Annotated in this window: 14 protein-coding genes; 10 read left to right on the top strand and 4 right to left on the bottom strand. The window is 64.8% G+C overall.

Going from position 1 to position 15,726, the window contains the following annotated elements:
- The first annotated feature begins 37 nt into the window (after window positions 1-37).
- The 4 genes from gpmA (at window position 38) to ACVWWQ_RS14780 (ending at window position 2,694) form a co-directional block, all read left to right on the top strand.
- Window positions 38-781 (top strand): 2,3-diphosphoglycerate-dependent phosphoglycerate mutase, encoded by a 744-nt coding sequence (gene gpmA, locus ACVWWQ_RS14795; protein WP_133951810.1) that lies wholly within the window; start codon window positions 38-40, stop codon window positions 779-781.
- Between the two features lie 38 nt (window positions 782-819).
- On the top strand, window positions 820-1,431 hold the full coding sequence (locus tag ACVWWQ_RS14790; RefSeq protein ID WP_133951808.1) for a DUF6445 family protein: 612 nt from the start codon (window positions 820-822) through the stop codon (window positions 1,429-1,431).
- Window positions 1,432-1,526: 95 nt separating this feature from the next.
- The gene (locus ACVWWQ_RS14785; protein WP_133951806.1) at window positions 1,527-2,087 is read left to right on the top strand and encodes a DUF1453 domain-containing protein; all 561 of its coding nucleotides are present in this window, start codon (window positions 1,527-1,529) and stop codon (window positions 2,085-2,087) included.
- A gap of 34 nt (window positions 2,088-2,121) precedes the next feature.
- Window positions 2,122-2,694, top strand: a complete 573-nt coding sequence (locus tag ACVWWQ_RS14780) for a DUF7010 family protein (RefSeq protein WP_133951804.1) — start codon at window positions 2,122-2,124, stop codon at window positions 2,692-2,694.
- Window positions 2,695-2,732: 38 nt separating this feature from the next.
- Here the strand turns inward: ACVWWQ_RS14780 and zapE are convergent, their stop codons facing one another.
- Both zapE and ACVWWQ_RS14770 read right to left on the bottom strand, forming a co-directional pair.
- Window positions 2,733-3,854: a cell division protein ZapE gene (gene zapE / locus ACVWWQ_RS14775; protein WP_133951802.1), complete on the bottom strand. Its 1,122-nt coding sequence runs from the start codon at window positions 3,852-3,854 to the stop codon at window positions 2,733-2,735.
- 38 nt (window positions 3,855-3,892) lie between these two features.
- Entirely contained in the window at window positions 3,893-4,582 is a 690-nt protein-coding gene (locus ACVWWQ_RS14770; protein WP_133951800.1) for an alpha/beta family hydrolase, read from the bottom strand.
- Between the two features lie 48 nt (window positions 4,583-4,630).
- Here ACVWWQ_RS14770 and ACVWWQ_RS14765 point away from each other — a divergent pair, with 48 nt between their 5' ends.
- Window positions 4,631-5,224 carry an ACP phosphodiesterase gene (locus ACVWWQ_RS14765; protein ID WP_133951798.1) on the top strand — a complete coding sequence of 198 codons (594 nt, stop codon included), beginning with the start codon at window positions 4,631-4,633 and terminating at the stop codon, window positions 5,222-5,224.
- A 91-nt stretch (window positions 5,225-5,315) separates the two neighbouring features.
- On the opposite strand, the gene ACVWWQ_RS14760 is transcribed toward ACVWWQ_RS14765, so the two are convergent.
- Entirely contained in the window at window positions 5,316-5,837 is a 522-nt protein-coding gene (locus tag ACVWWQ_RS14760; protein ID WP_099654462.1) for a c-type cytochrome, read from the bottom strand.
- 471 nt (window positions 5,838-6,308) lie between these two features.
- On the opposite strand from ACVWWQ_RS14760, the gene ACVWWQ_RS14755 reads away from it, so the two are divergent.
- The 5 genes from ACVWWQ_RS14755 to ACVWWQ_RS14735 all read left to right on the top strand — a co-directional run bounded on the left by ACVWWQ_RS14755 (window position 6,309) and on the right by ACVWWQ_RS14735 (window position 15,296).
- On the top strand, window positions 6,309-7,562 hold the full coding sequence (locus ACVWWQ_RS14755) for an efflux RND transporter periplasmic adaptor subunit (RefSeq protein ID WP_099654461.1): 1,254 nt from the start codon (window positions 6,309-6,311) through the stop codon (window positions 7,560-7,562).
- 93 nt (window positions 7,563-7,655) lie between these two features.
- Window positions 7,656-10,895 (top strand): efflux RND transporter permease subunit, encoded by a 3,240-nt coding sequence (locus ACVWWQ_RS14750; RefSeq protein ID WP_133951795.1) that lies wholly within the window; start codon window positions 7,656-7,658, stop codon window positions 10,893-10,895.
- A gap of 240 nt (window positions 10,896-11,135) precedes the next feature.
- Window positions 11,136-14,276, top strand: coding sequence for an efflux RND transporter permease subunit (locus ACVWWQ_RS14745; RefSeq protein WP_133951793.1), 3,141 nt, complete (start codon window positions 11,136-11,138; stop codon window positions 14,274-14,276).
- Between the two features lie 169 nt (window positions 14,277-14,445).
- Entirely contained in the window at window positions 14,446-14,748 is a 303-nt protein-coding gene (locus ACVWWQ_RS14740; RefSeq protein ID WP_099654458.1) for a LysM peptidoglycan-binding domain-containing protein, read from the top strand.
- A gap of 41 nt (window positions 14,749-14,789) precedes the next feature.
- Complete coding sequence (locus ACVWWQ_RS14735) at window positions 14,790-15,296, top strand: hypothetical protein (protein WP_099654457.1); 507 nt, start codon at window positions 14,790-14,792, stop codon at window positions 15,294-15,296.
- A 60-nt stretch (window positions 15,297-15,356) separates the two neighbouring features.
- On the opposite strand, the gene ACVWWQ_RS14730 is transcribed toward ACVWWQ_RS14735, so the two are convergent.
- A complete protein-coding gene (locus ACVWWQ_RS14730; protein ID WP_457383449.1) occupies window positions 15,357-15,719 on the bottom strand; it encodes a hypothetical protein in 363 nt (120 codons plus the stop codon).
- Window positions 15,720-15,726: the final 7 nt, after the last annotated feature.

The following is a 15,726-nucleotide window of genomic DNA, read 5'->3' as shown; positions in this document are numbered from 1 at the left end:
CACCATTCCCGGTTTATCCAACCTTCTGGGCATCTCCATGCACAAGCTCGTTCTGATTCGCCACGGCCAATCACAGTGGAACCTCGACAACCGCTTCAGCGGCTGGGCCGACGTCGACCTTACCGAGCAGGGCGTTGCCGAGGCATGCGAGGCTGGCCGCCTGCTGCAGGCCGACGGCTTCAGCTTCGACGTGGCCCATACTTCGGTGCTCAAGCGCGCGGTGCGCACGTTGTGGGGCATGCAGGACACGATGGAGCTGATGTGGCTGCCGGTGGTCACCGACTGGCGCCTCAACGAGCGCCACTACGGCGGCCTGACCGGCCTCAACAAGGCCGAAACCGCGCTGAAATACGGCGAGGACCAGGTGAAGGTGTGGCGGCGCAGCTACGACATACCACCGCCGCCGCTGGACCGTGATGCGAATGAATCGCTGAGCGACCCGCGTTACGCGAAGCTCGATCCGAAAGACATCCCCGATACCGAATGCCTGAAAGACACCGTCGTCCGCGTGATGGCGTACTGGAACGACGTGCTGGCTCCGGCGATCCGCGCCGGCCAGCGCGTGGTGGTGGTGGCGCATGGCAACTCGCTGCGTGCGCTGGTGAAGTACCTCGACGGCATCTCCGACGAGGCGATCGTGGAACTCAACATCCCCAACGGCGTGCCGCTGGTGTACGAGTTTGACGACGAACTGAAGCCGCTGCGGCACTACTACCTCGGCGACGCCGAGGCGATCGCCGCGAAGATGGCTGCGGTGGCAAGCCAGGGCAAGGCCGGATAGGTCGGTCGCAAGATCGCCCTTCGCCGACCTGGATAGCCATGCCAACCTCGCTGATCATCGTCGACGATTTCCTGGACAACGCGGAACAGCTGCGCGAGGCCGCGCTGCGGCTGACCTATCCGTCGCAAGACGGCGCCTTCGCCGGGCGCAACTCGCTGGAGCGCATCGAGATCGGCGGACTGGCCCAGAAAGTGTCCGACCTCGTGCGCGAACCGTTGAAGGTCATCTCGCCGCCGCAATCGCATGCGAAATGCCGGATCTCGCTGGCGAAGGATCAGGGGCGTGCCAAGGTGCACATCGATCGAGGCGCACACTGGTCCGCCATCCTCTATCTCAGTCGACCCGAAGATTGCCGCGGCGGCACCGAGTTCTTTCGGCACCGTCGCACAGGTACCGATCGCGCGCCGATCAACCAGGCCGAACTCGCGGCGGGGGGCTATGCGTCCTATCAGGAAATGCATCGCGAGATCATCGAGAAGGACAGCAACGATGATTCGGCGTGGGAGCTCCTGATGCAGGCTCCCATGCGCTTCAATCGACTCGTCCTGTTGCGGCCGTGGCTGTGGCACACGGCCGGCCCGGCATTCGGCGACAGCATGGAAAACGGGCGGCTGGTCTATCTGATGTTTTTTGAGTCCGCGCGGCCGTAAGCGGTGTTTCAGCCCGGCAGACGGATGACAAACGTCAGTCGTCAGCACGCATTTTCGCCGCTAAGCTGGGGGTCACTCCGCCGCTGGGAAATCGCATGCCTGCCCATCTGACCAGTTACCTGATCATGCTGCCGCTATTGGCCTGGATGGTCTGGAAGCGCGTGAGTCGCCAGTTTGGCCACCAGCCGATCCGGCGCAAGCGGATGATCGCCCGCATCGTGATCTTCGCGATCATCGGAGGCCTGCTTGGGCTGGTCGGCTTACAACGGGCCGCGCTGGCCGAAGGTCTGCTTGGCGGGGTCCTGATCGGTGGTGCGGTGGGTCTGCTCGGGCTGCGCCTGACCCGTTTCGAGGTCGACCCGGTCAAGGGCGATTGCTACGTGCCGAACCCGTGGATCGGCGCCTTGCTGACCGCGTTGCTGCTTGGCCGGCTGGGCTGGCGCCTGTTCGAGATGTGGCAGCTGTCGCATCTCGAACAGGCGGCATCCGGCGGCGTCGCGGCGATGCCGCCGATGGGGCAGGCGATGACCCCGCTGACGATGCTGGTGATCGGTTTGCTGGTGGGCTACTACATCGCCTACTTCACCGGCGTCTTGGTTCACCACCGGCGCTTCCTGCAAACACTGCCAGCGAATGCCGTTGCCCGATTCGAGTGAAGGCGACGACATCACTCGGACTTGAGGAGTCCTCATGAGCCAGTCTGACCAAACTCCGCGCCGTTCACTTGATGAGCAGCGCGACGAGTTCTCGCGGCGCCGATTCCTGGCGATGCCGTTGGCAGGTTCCATTGCGTGGGCCGTGGTTGGCATCGCCGGCGCGTGCCTGACACCGACTTACGCCGTATGGACGCTGTTCATTGCCACCGGCTGCATCGCCTATCTGGGCATCGCGCTATCCCATTTCACCGGGGAAAATTTCCTCGACAAATCGCGTCCCAAAAATACGTTCGACTCGCTGTTCATGCTGACCGTACTCATGTCGCTGCTGGTCTATGCGATTGCGATTCCCTTCTTCATGCACGACTACAGCTCGTTGCCGTTGAGCGTGGGCATCTTGGCGGGGCTGATGTGGGTGCCGGTCTCGTGGATCATTCAGCACTGGATCGGTATTGCTCATGCCGCCTGTCGAACCGCCGTCGTGCTGGTGGCGTGGTACCTGTTTCCAGCACAGCGTTTCGTGGTGATTCCCGCGGTCATCGTGCTGATCTACGTCTTCACGATACTGGTGCTTGAAGCCCGCTGGCGGGCATTGCAGCGCGCCTGAGGCGGGTCACTCTCGGTGATGGCAGCTGGTATCAGGGCTCACCCCGGCAGGTGCGGCAAGGCCAGGTATTCCTCGCTCTGCATCTCGATCAGTCGCGACTCGGTACGGCCGAACTCTGCGCGCAGGCGTTCGCCGTCATACAGCTCGGTGATCGGTGCGGCGGCGGACAGCACCAGTTTCACGTGCCGGTCGTAAAACTCGTCGACCAGTTGCACGAAACGCTTGGCGGCGTCCTCGCTGTAGATGGAGAACTGGGGCACGTTGGAGATGATGATGGCCGGCCCGGCCTTGGCCAGGGCGATGTAGTCGGCCACCGCGCGCGGACCTTCGCACAACGCCGCAAACTCGAACCAGAGGACGCCGTCGGCACGTTTGTGAAACGGGATGTCGCGACCGTTGATATGGCATTGGCCATCGATGTCGGCCGCGCTGCCGGCCTGGCTGGCGAAGATCTTCTCCAGCGTGCGATGCGATTCGGCGCCCGGCGGAGTCAGGTAGACCGACGCCTGGGTCAGCGCGCGCAGTCGCCAGTCGTGTGAGGAGGCCATTTCCACCACGTGGCATTGTTGCTCGATCAGCGCGATCGCGGGCAGGAAGCGCGCCCGTTGCAGGCCGCCCTTGTAAAGATTGGCTGGTGCGGTGTTGGAGGTGGTGACCAGGGTGACGCCACGGGAAAACAAGGCATCGAGCAAGTTGGCCAGGATCATCGCGTCGCCGATGTCGTTGACCAGAAACTCATCCAGGCACAACACGCGACAGCGCGCGGCGATGCCGGTGGCCACGTCATTCAACGGGCTTTGCCGTTCACCCAATTCCCGCAGGCTGTCGTGTACCTCGCCCATGAAGCGGTGAAAATGCCGACGCAGCACCAGGCCGCCGGGCAGGCTGGAGGCGAACAGATCCATCAGGAACGTCTTGCCTCGGCCCACCGTGCCCCACAGGTACAGGCCCGGTACCGCGGCCGTCGGCTCGTCGTTGCCAAGCAGCGATTTCAGCCGGCCGAACAAGCCGCCTTCGCGGGATGGCGTGGCGCACAGCGCGGCGTGCATGCGGTCGAACTCGGACAGCAATGCCTGTTGGGTCGGATCGGATTCCCAGCGATGCGCAGCGACGCCTTCGTGGTAGCGCGCGCTGGGCGCGAGCGAGGGATTTTCACTCATGGAACAGACAAGTCTTGGAGGGGGTGGAAAAGCGCGCGTCAGTCGCGTCGCGGTGGCGGCAACCAGTCCAGCACGGCGTGTTTGATCGCACCGCGCAGATCCATCAGCCGTCGATGGAAAAAATGGCTGGTATCGGGCATGCGCACCAGTGCGGGCCGGTGTTCCAGCGAGGCAATCCAGTCGAACACCGCTTGGGGGTCGACCACCTCGTCGGCTTCGCCCTGCACCACCAGCCACGGGCAGCTCGGCAGCGTGACCGGCCCGAATTCGCGACGACCCACCGGCGGCGCGATGCTTACCAGGGCATCAGCGTGCAGCCGCACCGCGTTGCGGATGGTCACATAGCTGCCGAACGAAAAGCCGGTCAGCCACAGCGCGTCGTCCGGTCGCACCTTGCGCACCCAGGCCACCACGGCCGCAAGATCGTCGCTTTCGCCGTTGCCCTTGTCGAAGGTTCCGGTGGAATTGCCGGCGCCGCGAAAATTGAAGCGGAGCGTGTCCAGTCCGGATTCACGCAGCGCGCGCTCGGCCATGGTCACCACCTTGTTGTGCATGGTGCCACCCTCGGACGTCAGCGGATGGCAGATCACCGCCACGCCGCTCCGCGCGCCAGCGGGCTCGGCGACGTCACTGATCGCTTCCAGCTTGCCGATCGGGCCGTCGAGCATGAAACTGGCCGCGATATCGGGAAAGGTTGCCGGCTCGGCAGGGAGTTCAGTGGGATTCATGCGCACGATGATACCCGCCGATCGGATTCGATGCCGCCGGAGTGGCCGATGAACCATCTGGCGCACGTGCTACTGGCCGGTGACGACGAAGCCCTCCAACTGGGCGGGATGCTCGGTGATTTCGTGCACGGACAGCCGGATCCGGTGTCGTTTCCGCCGCGTGTGATTGCGGGAATCCGGCTGCATCGTGCCATCGACGTCTACACCGATGCCCACCCCGAGGTGCTGGCGGCCAAGGCGCTGCTGCCCCCGCCATATCGACGGTATGCGGGGATCCTGCTGGACATGTGGTTCGATCATTGCCTGGCACGCGACTTCACGTACTGGAGCGGCCAGCCGCTGCAACGCTACGCCGAGGCGTTGCGCGCGCTGCTGTGGCGGCGTGATGCGCTGCTGACGCCCCCGCTGCGCCGCTTCCGTGATTACATGGACCGCCATGACCTGCCGGCGGGCTATGCCGAGCCGGCCGTGCTCGGCCACGCGCTGGCGGGCATCGGCGAGCGCCTGAGCCGGGCCAACCCGCTGGACTCGGCGTTGCCGGTGTTGCAGGAGCATGAGGCGGAGCTGCAAGTCTGTTTCGAGGCGTTCTTTCCGCAGCTGACCGATTTCGCCCGCGAATGGATCCAGACCCGCGAAACCTGAGATCGTGCATGCACGCTCCCTCGCAGGGAGGTCGACAACAAAAACGCCGCCCGAAGGCGGCGTCTTGCCAGGCTGGGTTGACTCAGGCCAGTTACTTAGCCTGACCGGCAATCCAGTGGACGGCATTGGTCACCTGCTCGTCGGTGAGCGCCGGGTTGCCACCCTTCGGCGGCATGAAGTTGCCGTCCGGGCCGTGGTAACCCTCGATCGCGTGCTTGACCAGCACGTCGATGCCCTCGGCCAGGCGCGGACCCCATGCGGCCTTGTCGCCCACCTTGGGCGCGCCGGCGACACCGGAGGTGTGGCAGCTGGTGCACAGGTGATCGAAGATCGCCTTGCCGTCCGTGGTGCCGCCGTAGGCGACCTGCGAGGCGGCGGCCTTGGTAGCCGCGTCGGCGGCGGCCTGCATGGCGGCGCGTCCGGTGTTGCCGGCGTACACGGCGCCAGCCGGGGCAATCCGCGCGGCCACCTGGGCCGGCTGATTCGGATTGGTTTCCTGTGGCTCGTGCTCGTGGATGGCCAGCGCGCCGAAAATCAACACCACCGCCAGCACGGCCAAGCCGCCGATCATGATCGAAAACTGGCGCAGGACGCTCTGGTCCGCCTTGCTCATGGAACCGCTCACGCACGTACTCCTGTCAGTGGGCACGCGGGAACGCCACGATGGCTGCCCCGACCTGCCTCAATTGCCTGTTGCCGCCGCATCGGATCAGGAGCACTCCCGCAGGGGTACCCGATGAGCGAACGACGAGGATCAAGCTTGCCCCCGGCCCGGGTTCGGGGATCGGACAGGCAACCAGTCGAAGATTATAAACGAAGCGCGCCGCAAGTTTCAGGCCCCTTGTGACAACGGCTCGACAGGAGTCGAGCGAAAGCGAAGTCGTTGCGGCCCTCGAAAAGCCGCTACCCTGCCATCGGTCATGGCCTACCCATGTCAACCGGCATTGTTCATTTTCGTTGAACTGCCCCTATGCTTTCACCCCGAGAGTCGCTCGTTGGCGCTGCCCGTCAGCACCTCAGGCGGCAGATGCATGTCACACCGTTGCCTGCCACATGGCCGCACCGTTCAGTCCAGGAGTTTTACATGTCGCGTTTTTGGAAGATCGCGTTGATCGTGATTGCGGTGGTCGTGGTGGCGGCCCTGGCTTTCCGTCTGCTGCACAAGCCGGCTCCTGCCGGCTCTGCATCCACGGCCCAGACGGCCGGCAAGGCCGGTGGCGGAAAGAATGGCAAGGACGAGACGCCGCCCGTTCCAGTCACCGTGGTACCGGTCGTCAAGCAGAACGTGCCGGTCTACCTGACCGCACTGGGCACGGTGCAGGCGCTGAACACGGTGAGCGTGAATCCGCAGGTGGGTGGCCAGCTGCTCAGCCTGGAGTTCACCGAAGGTCAGCCGGTGAAGAAGGGTCAGGTGCTGGCGCAGATCGATCCGCGCACCTATCAGGCGACCTATGACCAGGCCGTGGCGCGCCAACGCCAGGACCAGGCGATGCTGGACACCGCCAAGAGCAACCTTTCGCGCAGTCAGGACCTGGCCAGCAAGGGCTACATCTCCAAGCAGGACCTGGACACCTTGCGCAACACGTCCGCCCAGTACCAGGCCGCCGTGTCCGCCGATGCCGCCAGCGTGCGTGACGCCCAGGTGCAGTTGAACTACACCAAGGTCATATCGCCGATCGACGGCCTGGCCGGCATCCGTGGCGTGGACCCGGGCAACGTGGTGACCGCCTCCAGCACGATCGTCACGCTGACCCAGCTGCATCCGATCAACGTGATGTTCACCCTGCCCGAGCAGAACCTGGACATGGTGCGCAAGGCGGCCTCGCAGGATGGCGCCGCGCTGCAGGTGACGGCGCTGGATCGCACCGACGCGCATCCGATCGCCAGCGGCGGCGTGCTCAAGGTGATCGACAACCAGATCGACACCACCACCGGCACGTTCCGCCTGAAGTCCGAGTTCCCGAACGTGAACAACGAATTGTGGCCCGGTCAGTTCGTCAACGTGCAGCTGCTGGTGAACACCGTGGATGGTGGTTTGGTGATTCCGGCGCAGGCGGTGCAGCGCGGTCCCGACGGTGACTACGTCTACCAGGTGCAGGCCGACAGCACGGTGAAAATGCAGTCGGTGGTGGTCGCCGGTGAAGTGGGCGACAGCCACGTGATGATCGGCAGCGGCCTCAAGGCCGGCGACAGCGTGGTCACCGAAGGCCAGTTCCGCCTGAAGCCGGGCAGCAAGGTCAATGCGTTGAAGCCCGGTGAAGTGCCTGCCGTGCCCACCGCGACCGAACTGGACAAGGCCAAACAGGGCAGCAAGGGCGGTGGTCGCCGTCGCGGCTGACCCAGGCCGTTACGCGCCAACCGGATTGCGCGGTCGTGACCGCGCGCCGGCCACGATCGCGGCTGACACCGCACCTAGACGTTACGGATAGCCATGGGATTCTCGACCCTTTTCATTCGCCGACCGATCGCCACCTCGCTGCTGATGGTGGCGGTACTGCTGCTCGGCATTCTGGGCTACCGCCAGTTGCCGGTATCGGCGTTGCCTGAAATCGAGGCACCCAGCCTGGTGGTGAGCACGCAGTATCCGGGTGCCAGCGCGAACACCATGGCGTCGCTGATCACCACGCCGCTGGAGCGCAATCTCGGGCAGATCTCCGGCCTGACCATGATGAGCTCGGACTCCTCTGCCGGGCTGTCCACGATCATCCTGCAGTTTTCGATGGATCGTGACGTGGACATCGCCGCACAGGACGTGCAGGCCGCGATCAACCAGGCCAAGGGCACCTTGCCCGGCAACCTGCCGTATCCGCCGGTGTACAACCGGGTCAATCCGGCCGACGCGCCGATCCTCACCCTGAAGCTCACGTCCGACAGCCGCCAGCTGCGCGACGTCAACGATCTGGCCGACTCGATCATTGCGCAGAAGCTGTCGCAGGTGCAGGGCGTGGGTCTGGTCTCGATCGCCGGCAACGTGCGTCCCGCCGTGCGCGTGCAGGTGAACCCCGCGCAGCTGGCCAACCTCGGCCTGACCATGGAGGACGTACGCAGCGCGTTGACCCAGGCGAACGTGAATGCGCCCAAGGGCACGTTGAACGGCAAGACCCAGAGCTACTCGATCGGCACCAACGACCAGCTGAGTGACGCGGCCGAGTACAAGAACACCATCATCAGCTACAAGAACAACTCGCCGGTGCGGCTGTCGGACGTGGCGCAGGTGGTCGACGGCGTCGAGAACGATCAGCTTGCCGCGTGGGCCAACGGCAAGCCGGCCGTGTTGCTGGACGTGCGCCGCCAACCCGGCGCGAACATCGTGCAGACGGTGGAGCAGATCCGCAACGTGTTGCCGGAATTGCGCAGCGCGCTGCCGAGCGACGTGCATTTGGATGTGTTCGCCGACCGCACGGTCACCATCCGCGCCTCGGTGCATGACGTCGAGTTCACCCTGATCCTCACCGTGTTCCTGGTGATCGGCGTGATCTTCGTGTTCCTGCGCCGGTTGTGGGCCACCATCATTCCCGCCACGGCAGTGCCGCTGTCGCTGCTGGGCACGTTCGGGGTGATGGCGTTCACCGGCATGTCGCTGGACAACCTGTCGCTGATGGCGCTGACCGTGGCCACCGGCTTCGTGGTCGACGATGCGATCGTGATGATCGAAAACATCGTGCGCTACATCGAAAAGGGCATGGACGGACCCGAGGCAGCCGAAGTGGGCGCGAAGGAGATCGGCTTCACCGTGCTGTCGCTGACCGTGTCGCTGGTGGCGGTATTCCTGCCGCTGCTGTTGATGCCCGGCGTCACCGGACGGCTGTTCCACGAATTCGCCTGGGTGCTGACCATCGCGGTGACCATCTCGATGCTGGTGTCGCTGACACTGACGCCGATGATGTGCGCCTACCTGCTCAAGCCCGACCAGCTGCCCGAAGGCGACGACGCGCACGAGCGCCAGACCGCGGCGGGCAAGCGCACGGTGTGGTCGCGCACCGTGGCCGTGTACGAGCGCTCGCTGGACTGGGTGCTCGATCACCAGCGGCTGACCATCCTGGTCGCCGGCGCGGCGGTGGTGCTTACCGTGTTCCTGTACATCGTGATCCCGAAGGGCCTGCTGCCCGAACAGGACACCGGCATGATCACCGGCGTCGTGCAGGCGGACGACAACATCGCCTTCCCGCAGATGGAGGAACGCACCAAGGCCGTGGCCGAGGCACTGCGCAAGGATCCGGCCGTGGCTGGCGTGGCGGCCTTCATCGGCGCCGGCACGATCAACCCGACCCTCAATCAGGGCCAGTTGAGCATCGTGCTCAAGGATCGCGGCGATCGCGAAGGCCTCGACAAATTGTTGCCGCGCCTGCAGCAGGCCGTGGCCAACATTCCGGGCGTGGCCCTGTACCTGAAACCGGTGCAGGACGTGACTCTGGACAGTCGTGTCTCGGCCACGGAATACCAGTACTCGCTGTCCGACGTGAATTCAGCCGAGCTGGCCGGTTATGCCGCCCAGATGACCGAGGCGATGCGCCAGCGCCCCGAGCTGTCCGACGTCGACAACAACCTGGCCAACAACGGCAACGCGCTGAAGCTGACCATCGACCGCGAGAAGGCCAGCCGTCTCGGCGTGCCGGTGCAGAGCATCGATGACACCTTGTATGACGCGTTCGGCCAGCGCCAGATCTCCACCATCTTCACGCAGTTGAACCAGTATCGCGTGGTGCTGGAAGTGGCGCCGGAATTCCGCAACAGCGTCGATCTGCTGAACAAGCTGACCGTGCGCGGCAACGGCAGCGGCGCGCTCACCGGCAGCAACGCGACCAGTTTCGGCCAGGTGAAATCGAGCAACTCGGCTACGCCCTCGGGCATCGGCAACGCCGGCAACGTCGGCTTCCAGATCGGCGCCGGTGGCAGCATTCCGCTGGCTTCGCTGGCCTCGGCTGAAGTGACCAGCGCCCCGCTGGTGGTGAGCCATCAGCAGCAGTTGCCCGCGGTGACCCTGGCGTTCAACGTGGCGGCGGGTTATTCCCTGTCCGACGCGGTTTCGGCGATCCACCAGGTCGAGGCAAAGTTGAACCTGCCGCCCCAGGTGCGCGGCGAGTTCGTCGGCAAGGCGGCCGAGTTCACCTCCTCGCTGGGTGACGAGGTGCTGCTGCTGCTGGCTGCGATCGTGGTGATCTACATCGTGCTGGGCGTGCTGTACGAGAGCTACATCCACCCGCTGACGATCATTTCCACCCTGCCGCCGGCCGGTGTGGGCGCGCTGCTGGCGCTGATTCTCTGCGGCATGAGCCTGTCGGTGGACGGCATCGTCGGCATCGTGCTGCTGATCGGCATCGTCAAGAAAAACGCGATCATGATGATCGACTTCGCGATCGAGGCGCGTCGTACCGGGCTGAACGCCCGCGATGCGATCCACCGCGCCTGTCTGTTGCGCTTCCGCCCGATCATGATGACCACGGCGGCGGCCATGCTCGGCGCGCTGCCGCTGGCCTTGGGCAACGGCATCGGGTCGGAGCTGCGGCGTCCCCTGGGCGTGGCCATCGTCGGTGGCCTGCTGCTGTCGCAGCTGGTGACGCTGTACACCACGCCGGTGATCTACCTGTACATGGAGCGTTTCTCCGACTGGCTGGCTGAGCGTCGCGAGCAGCGCGCGCTGGTCCGGCAGCGGGCCAGTCACACGGCGTGATCTTCGATACCTCCTCGCGCCCCTCACCGAAGCACCGGTGCAGGGGCGGGTTGCCCGTCGCCGCCAAGCCCGAAGCATCCCCACCATCCTCTCCCTGTCACGCAGGGGGAGGATCGTTGCGTGGGGCAGTGCGCGGTAACGGGCCGATCAACCATTTTCCGGCTCGGGCGTTGAGGGTGGGATGATGTCCCCGTTGCTCGCCCGCCACACGCCTCCCCGCTACCCGATCACGTTCAATCCATGAATATTTCCGGCACCTTCATCCGTCGCCCGATCGGCACTTCGTTGCTGGCGATTGGCTTGTTCGTCGCCGGCATGATCTGCTACTTCCTGCTTGGCGTGGCGGCGCTGCCGAACATGCAGTTCCCCGCGATCTTCGTGCAGGCCAGCCAGGCCGGCGCCGACGCCAGCACCATGGCGTCCACCGTGGCGGCGCCACTGGAACGCCACCTGGGTCAGGTGCCGGGCATCGAAATGATGCGTTCGTCCAGCTCCGAAGGCAGCACCTTCGTCTTCATGATGTTCCAGAACGGCACCGACCTGGATTCGGCAGCGCGCGATGTGCAGGCGGCGATCAACTCGGCCGCGCCCGATCTGCCAAGCGGACTCAACGGCGCGCCGAGCTACCAGAAGGCCAATCCGAACGACGACCCGATCATCGCGCTCGCGATGACGTCCGATACCCAGTCCGCCGCCGACCTCTACAATTCGGCCGATTCGCTGCTGGCGCAGCGGCTGCGTCAACTGCCCGGCGTGTCGTCGGTGGAAATCGCCGGCGCCGCGACGCCGGCGATCCGCGTCGACGTCAACCTGCGCGCGCTGAACTCGATGGGACTGTCGCCGGACCAGCTGCGCAACGCGCTGAGTGCCGCCAACGTCACTTCGCCGGAAGGCTTCTTGTCCAACGGCAAGACCACCATGGCGATCAGTGCCACCACGCAGATGCACAACGCGGACGAGTTTGCGCAGTTGGTGATTGCCAACCGCAACGGCACGCCGGTGCGCCTGTCCGACGTGGCCAACGTCTACGCGGGCCAGCAGGACGCCTACCAGGCGGCCTGGTTCCGCGGCAAGCCGGCGGTGTTGATGTACGTCTACAAGAAGGCCGATGCCAACGTGATCGCCACGGTGGACCTGGTCAAGGCACAGCTGCCGGCGTTGCGTGCGTACCTGCAACCGGGTACCGAGCTGACCCCGTTCTTCGATGGCACGCCGACCATCCGCGCCTCGCTGCATGAAGTGCAGGCCACCTTGCTGATTTCGCTGGCGATGGTGATCCTGACCATGGCGCTGTTCCTGCGCCGGCTGGCGCCGACCCTGATCGCCGCGGTGGCCGTGCCGCTGTCGCTGGCCGGGGCGTTCGTGGTGATGTACATCCTCGGCTACACGCTGAACAACCTGACCCTGCTGGCGCTGGTGATAGCGATCGGCTTCGTGGTGGACGATGCAATCGTGGTGATCGAGAACATCATCCGCCATATCGATGCGGGCATGACGCGGGTGCAACCGACCCTGGCCGGCGCGCGCGAGATCGGCTTCACCATCGTGTCGATTACCGCGTCACTGATCGCGGTGTTCATTCCGCTGCTGTTTGCCGGCGGCGTCACCGGCATGTTCATGCACGAATTCGCGGTGACTCTGGTGGCGGCGATCGTGGTGTCCGCGCTGGTGTCGCTGACCCTCACGCCGGCATTGTGCGGACGATTCCTCAGCGGCCATGACGCGCGCGCGGTGGCGGCGCCGTCGCGATTGGCGCGTTCGCTGGACGGCTTCCACGCCGGCATGCTCAGGGTCTACACCCGTGCGCTGAATTTCTCGCTGCGTCATGCCCTGTTGTTCGCGCTGACCCCGCTGGTGTTGATTGTCGCCACCTTCTTCCTGTTCGGCGTGGTCAAGACCGGGCTGTTTCCGCAGCAGGACACCGGCCTGATCTGGGGTCGCGCCAGTTCCAGTGCCACCGTGTCCTTTGCCGAAAGCAAGCAGCGACTGGAGCGGCTCACCAAAATGCTGATGGCCGACCCGGACGTGGCCACCGTCGGCTCGCGCCTGGGCAGCAGCCGGCAGGGCACCAGCGGTTCGTTCAACATTGATCTGAAGACCCGCGCCGAAGGCCGCAAGGACGACACCTTCGCCGTGCTGGCGCGACTCAGCGCCAAGGCGGCCAAATATCCCGACCTCAACCTGCGCCTGCGCCCGGTGCAGGACCTGCCCAGCGGCGGCGGTGGCGGCACCAGCCAGGGTGCGCAATATCAGGTCTCGCTGCAAGGCAATGATCTGGCCAGTCTGCAGGAGTGGCTGCCCAAGCTGCAGACCGAGCTGAAGAAGAATCCCAAGCTGAGCGACGTGGGTACCGACGTCGACGAGGCCGGCCTGCGCCAGAACATGGTGATCGATCGCGACAAGGCCGCCCGGCTGGGCGTGTCGGTCGGCGCGATCGACGGAGCGTTGTACGACGCGTTCGGCCAGCGCCAGGTCAGCACGATCTACTCGGACATCAACCAGTACAAGGTGGTGGTCAACGCGTTGCCCGACCAGACCGCCACGCCGGAGGCGCTCAATCGCATCTACGTGCCTTCCAGCAGCGGCAAGATGATTCCGATCACCGCCTTCACCCGGCAGGAGCCGGGACTGGCGCCATCGCAGATCACCCACCAGAACCAGTACACCACGATGGATCTGAGCTTCAATCTTGCGCCCGGCGTGAGCATGGGCGAGGCGATGACCATCATCCAGGGAACCGTGCAGAACATGCGCATGCCCGGCGACATCAAGGTGGTGATGGGCGGTAATTTCCGCCGCTTCCAGCAATCGCAGAGCGGCATGGGCTGGCTGATCCTGGCCGCCGTGCTGACTGTCTACATCGTGCTTGGCATGCTGTACGAGAACCTGATTCACCCGGTGACCATCCTCTCCACCTTGCCCGCCGCCGGTGTCGGCGCGTTGCTGGCACTGTGGCTGACCGGCACCGAGTTGTCGGTGGTCGCGCAGATCGCGCTGGTGTTGTTGATAGGCATCGTCAAGAAAAACGCGATCATGATGATCGACTTCGCCCTGGTCGCCGAGCGCGAACATGGCAAAAGCCCGCTGGAAGCGGCGCGCGAAGCATGCACCGTGCGCTTCCGCCCGATCATGATGACCACCATGGTCGCGATCCTTGCTGCGCTGCCGATCGCGATTGGTCTTGGCGAAGGCAGCGAATTGCGCCGCCCCCTCGGCATCGCGCTGATCGGCGGCCTGTTGATCTCGCAGAGTCTGACCCTGCTGAGCACGCCCGCGCTCTACGTGATCTTCTCCTGCGTCGCCGAGCGCCGTCGCGCCTGGTCCGCCCGCCGACGCGAACGCAAACTGGCGCGCCGCAGACGCCAGCTCGCCGGGACGTAACGAGGAGTTGCGTGGATCGTGCGCCGTGCCGGCATTTGAGCTTGATGCTGCACCGCAGGTGATTGTGTCGGGCGTGTTTCCAGCCTGAACGACTCGGTGATGCGCTCACAAAGCGTTAACCGCGCGATCGTTACCAATGGCTCCCTCTTTACGAGATGGAGCGATTCCCATGGGCAACGAAACCGGCAAGCCGGACTTCTCCGACGTACGCAGTGAAGTACGCAGCCAGGCGGCGCAGATGCCGCCCGCCGCCAAGGCGGATTTCAGCGACGTGCAGTCGCACGTCAGCTCGACGGCTGATGAGACGCAAATCTACGAAGTCGTGGCTGGAGACAGCCTGTCGAAGATTGCCAAACACTTCTATGGCGACGGCAATGCGTGGAAGCCCATCTTCGACGCCAACCGGGACCAGCTCACCGACCCGGACCATATCAAGGCCGGGCAGATGCTGAAGATTCCCGCCAAAGCCTGAGCTACGCACCAAACCGCAAGCCCCTGAAAAAGGAGACACCGATGAAGACGACTCGCCAACCCCTGATTCTCGCCGTATCGCTGGCCGCCGCTCTTGCGCTGGGTGGTTGTGGCAAAAAGGACGACTCCGCCTCGCAGATTCCCGCCACTCCGCCGCCGGAGGCTGCTGCACCGGCGACGCCGCCGACCACCATGGCGCCCACCGCGCCGGAAGCCGGCGCCAGCATGGTCACCGTCAGTTCCGTGCAGCTTGGCTCGAAGGTCGACGAGAACAACAAGATCGCCGCCAGTGGAGACTCGTTCGCGCCCAAGGACAGTATCTACGCGTCGGTGGACACCACCGGTACCGGCAACGGCACGCTGGCCGCAAACTGGACCTATCAGGACGGGCAGACCGTCCATGAGGACAGCAAGATGCTGACCACGAATGGCCCGCAAACCACGGTGTTCATGATCAGCAAGCCCAGCGGATTTCCTGCGGGCAACTACAAGGTGGACATCTCGCTGGACGGCAAGCAGGTCGCCAGCAAGGATTTCTCCGTCAAGTAACGTCACTGCGTCCTGCAGGCAGCCGCGGGCTGCTTGCGGGACGCGCGCTCGTCCGCTGACTCACGCCGCCAGCGGAGACTTGTTCAGCGACAGGCCGGTAGCGGCCGTGAAGCGCCTGGCCAGTTCCTCGCGCAAGGCCGCGCGTCCAGCCACGTCCCCATCCGGGCCGTGCAGTTCGATATGACGCCACACCGCGACGCTGGCCAGTTGTGTGCCGGGCACTTCCGAGTGCCGAAGGCTGTCGCCCTGCCAATAAACGGCCACCCAGCCTTCCTGTTCCGAGGAGTGAGTCTCGTCGACAGGAAGGATCAGTGTTCCATCAAGAAGTGACAGCGCGCACACGCGACCGTCGGCGTGCTGGCAGGTATACAACGGCTGCAAACCGGCGATGAAGTCGACAATGGACTGGCTCAGTGGACTCATTTCCCTT

It is taken from the genome of Rhodanobacter sp. TND4EL1 (genome assembly GCF_054061035.1).
This window is presented reverse-complemented; position numbering and strand designations above follow the sequence as displayed.

Excerpts from the sequence above, each read along its gene's own strand:
- ACVWWQ_RS14765 (WP_133951798.1), top strand. The coding sequence starts at position 4,631 with ATGAACCATCTGGCGCACGTGCTACTGGCCGGTGACGACGAAGCCCTC.
- ACVWWQ_RS14745 (WP_133951793.1), top strand. The coding sequence starts at position 11,136 with ATGAATATTTCCGGCACCTTCATCCGTCGCCCGATCGGCACTTCGTTG.
- zapE (WP_133951802.1), bottom strand. The coding sequence starts at position 3,854 with ATGAGTGAAAATCCCTCGCTCGCGCCCAGCGCGCGCTACCACGAAGGC.
- gpmA (WP_133951810.1), top strand. The coding sequence starts at position 38 with ATGCACAAGCTCGTTCTGATTCGCCACGGCCAATCACAGTGGAACCTC.
- ACVWWQ_RS14785 (WP_133951806.1), top strand. The coding sequence starts at position 1,527 with ATGCCTGCCCATCTGACCAGTTACCTGATCATGCTGCCGCTATTGGCC.
- ACVWWQ_RS14790 (WP_133951808.1), top strand. The coding sequence starts at position 820 with ATGCCAACCTCGCTGATCATCGTCGACGATTTCCTGGACAACGCGGAA.
- ACVWWQ_RS14730 (WP_457383449.1), bottom strand. The coding sequence starts at position 15,719 with ATGAGTCCACTGAGCCAGTCCATTGTCGACTTCATCGCCGGTTTGCAG.
- ACVWWQ_RS14755 (WP_099654461.1), top strand. The coding sequence starts at position 6,309 with ATGTCGCGTTTTTGGAAGATCGCGTTGATCGTGATTGCGGTGGTCGTG.
- ACVWWQ_RS14770 (WP_133951800.1), bottom strand. The coding sequence starts at position 4,582 with ATGAATCCCACTGAACTCCCTGCCGAGCCGGCAACCTTTCCCGATATC.
- ACVWWQ_RS14735 (WP_099654457.1), top strand. The coding sequence starts at position 14,790 with ATGAAGACGACTCGCCAACCCCTGATTCTCGCCGTATCGCTGGCCGCC.
- ACVWWQ_RS14760 (WP_099654462.1), bottom strand. The coding sequence starts at position 5,837 with ATGAGCAAGGCGGACCAGAGCGTCCTGCGCCAGTTTTCGATCATGATC.
- ACVWWQ_RS14750 (WP_133951795.1), top strand. The coding sequence starts at position 7,656 with ATGGGATTCTCGACCCTTTTCATTCGCCGACCGATCGCCACCTCGCTG.
- ACVWWQ_RS14780 (WP_133951804.1), top strand. The coding sequence starts at position 2,122 with ATGAGCCAGTCTGACCAAACTCCGCGCCGTTCACTTGATGAGCAGCGC.
- ACVWWQ_RS14740 (WP_099654458.1), top strand. The coding sequence starts at position 14,446 with ATGGGCAACGAAACCGGCAAGCCGGACTTCTCCGACGTACGCAGTGAA.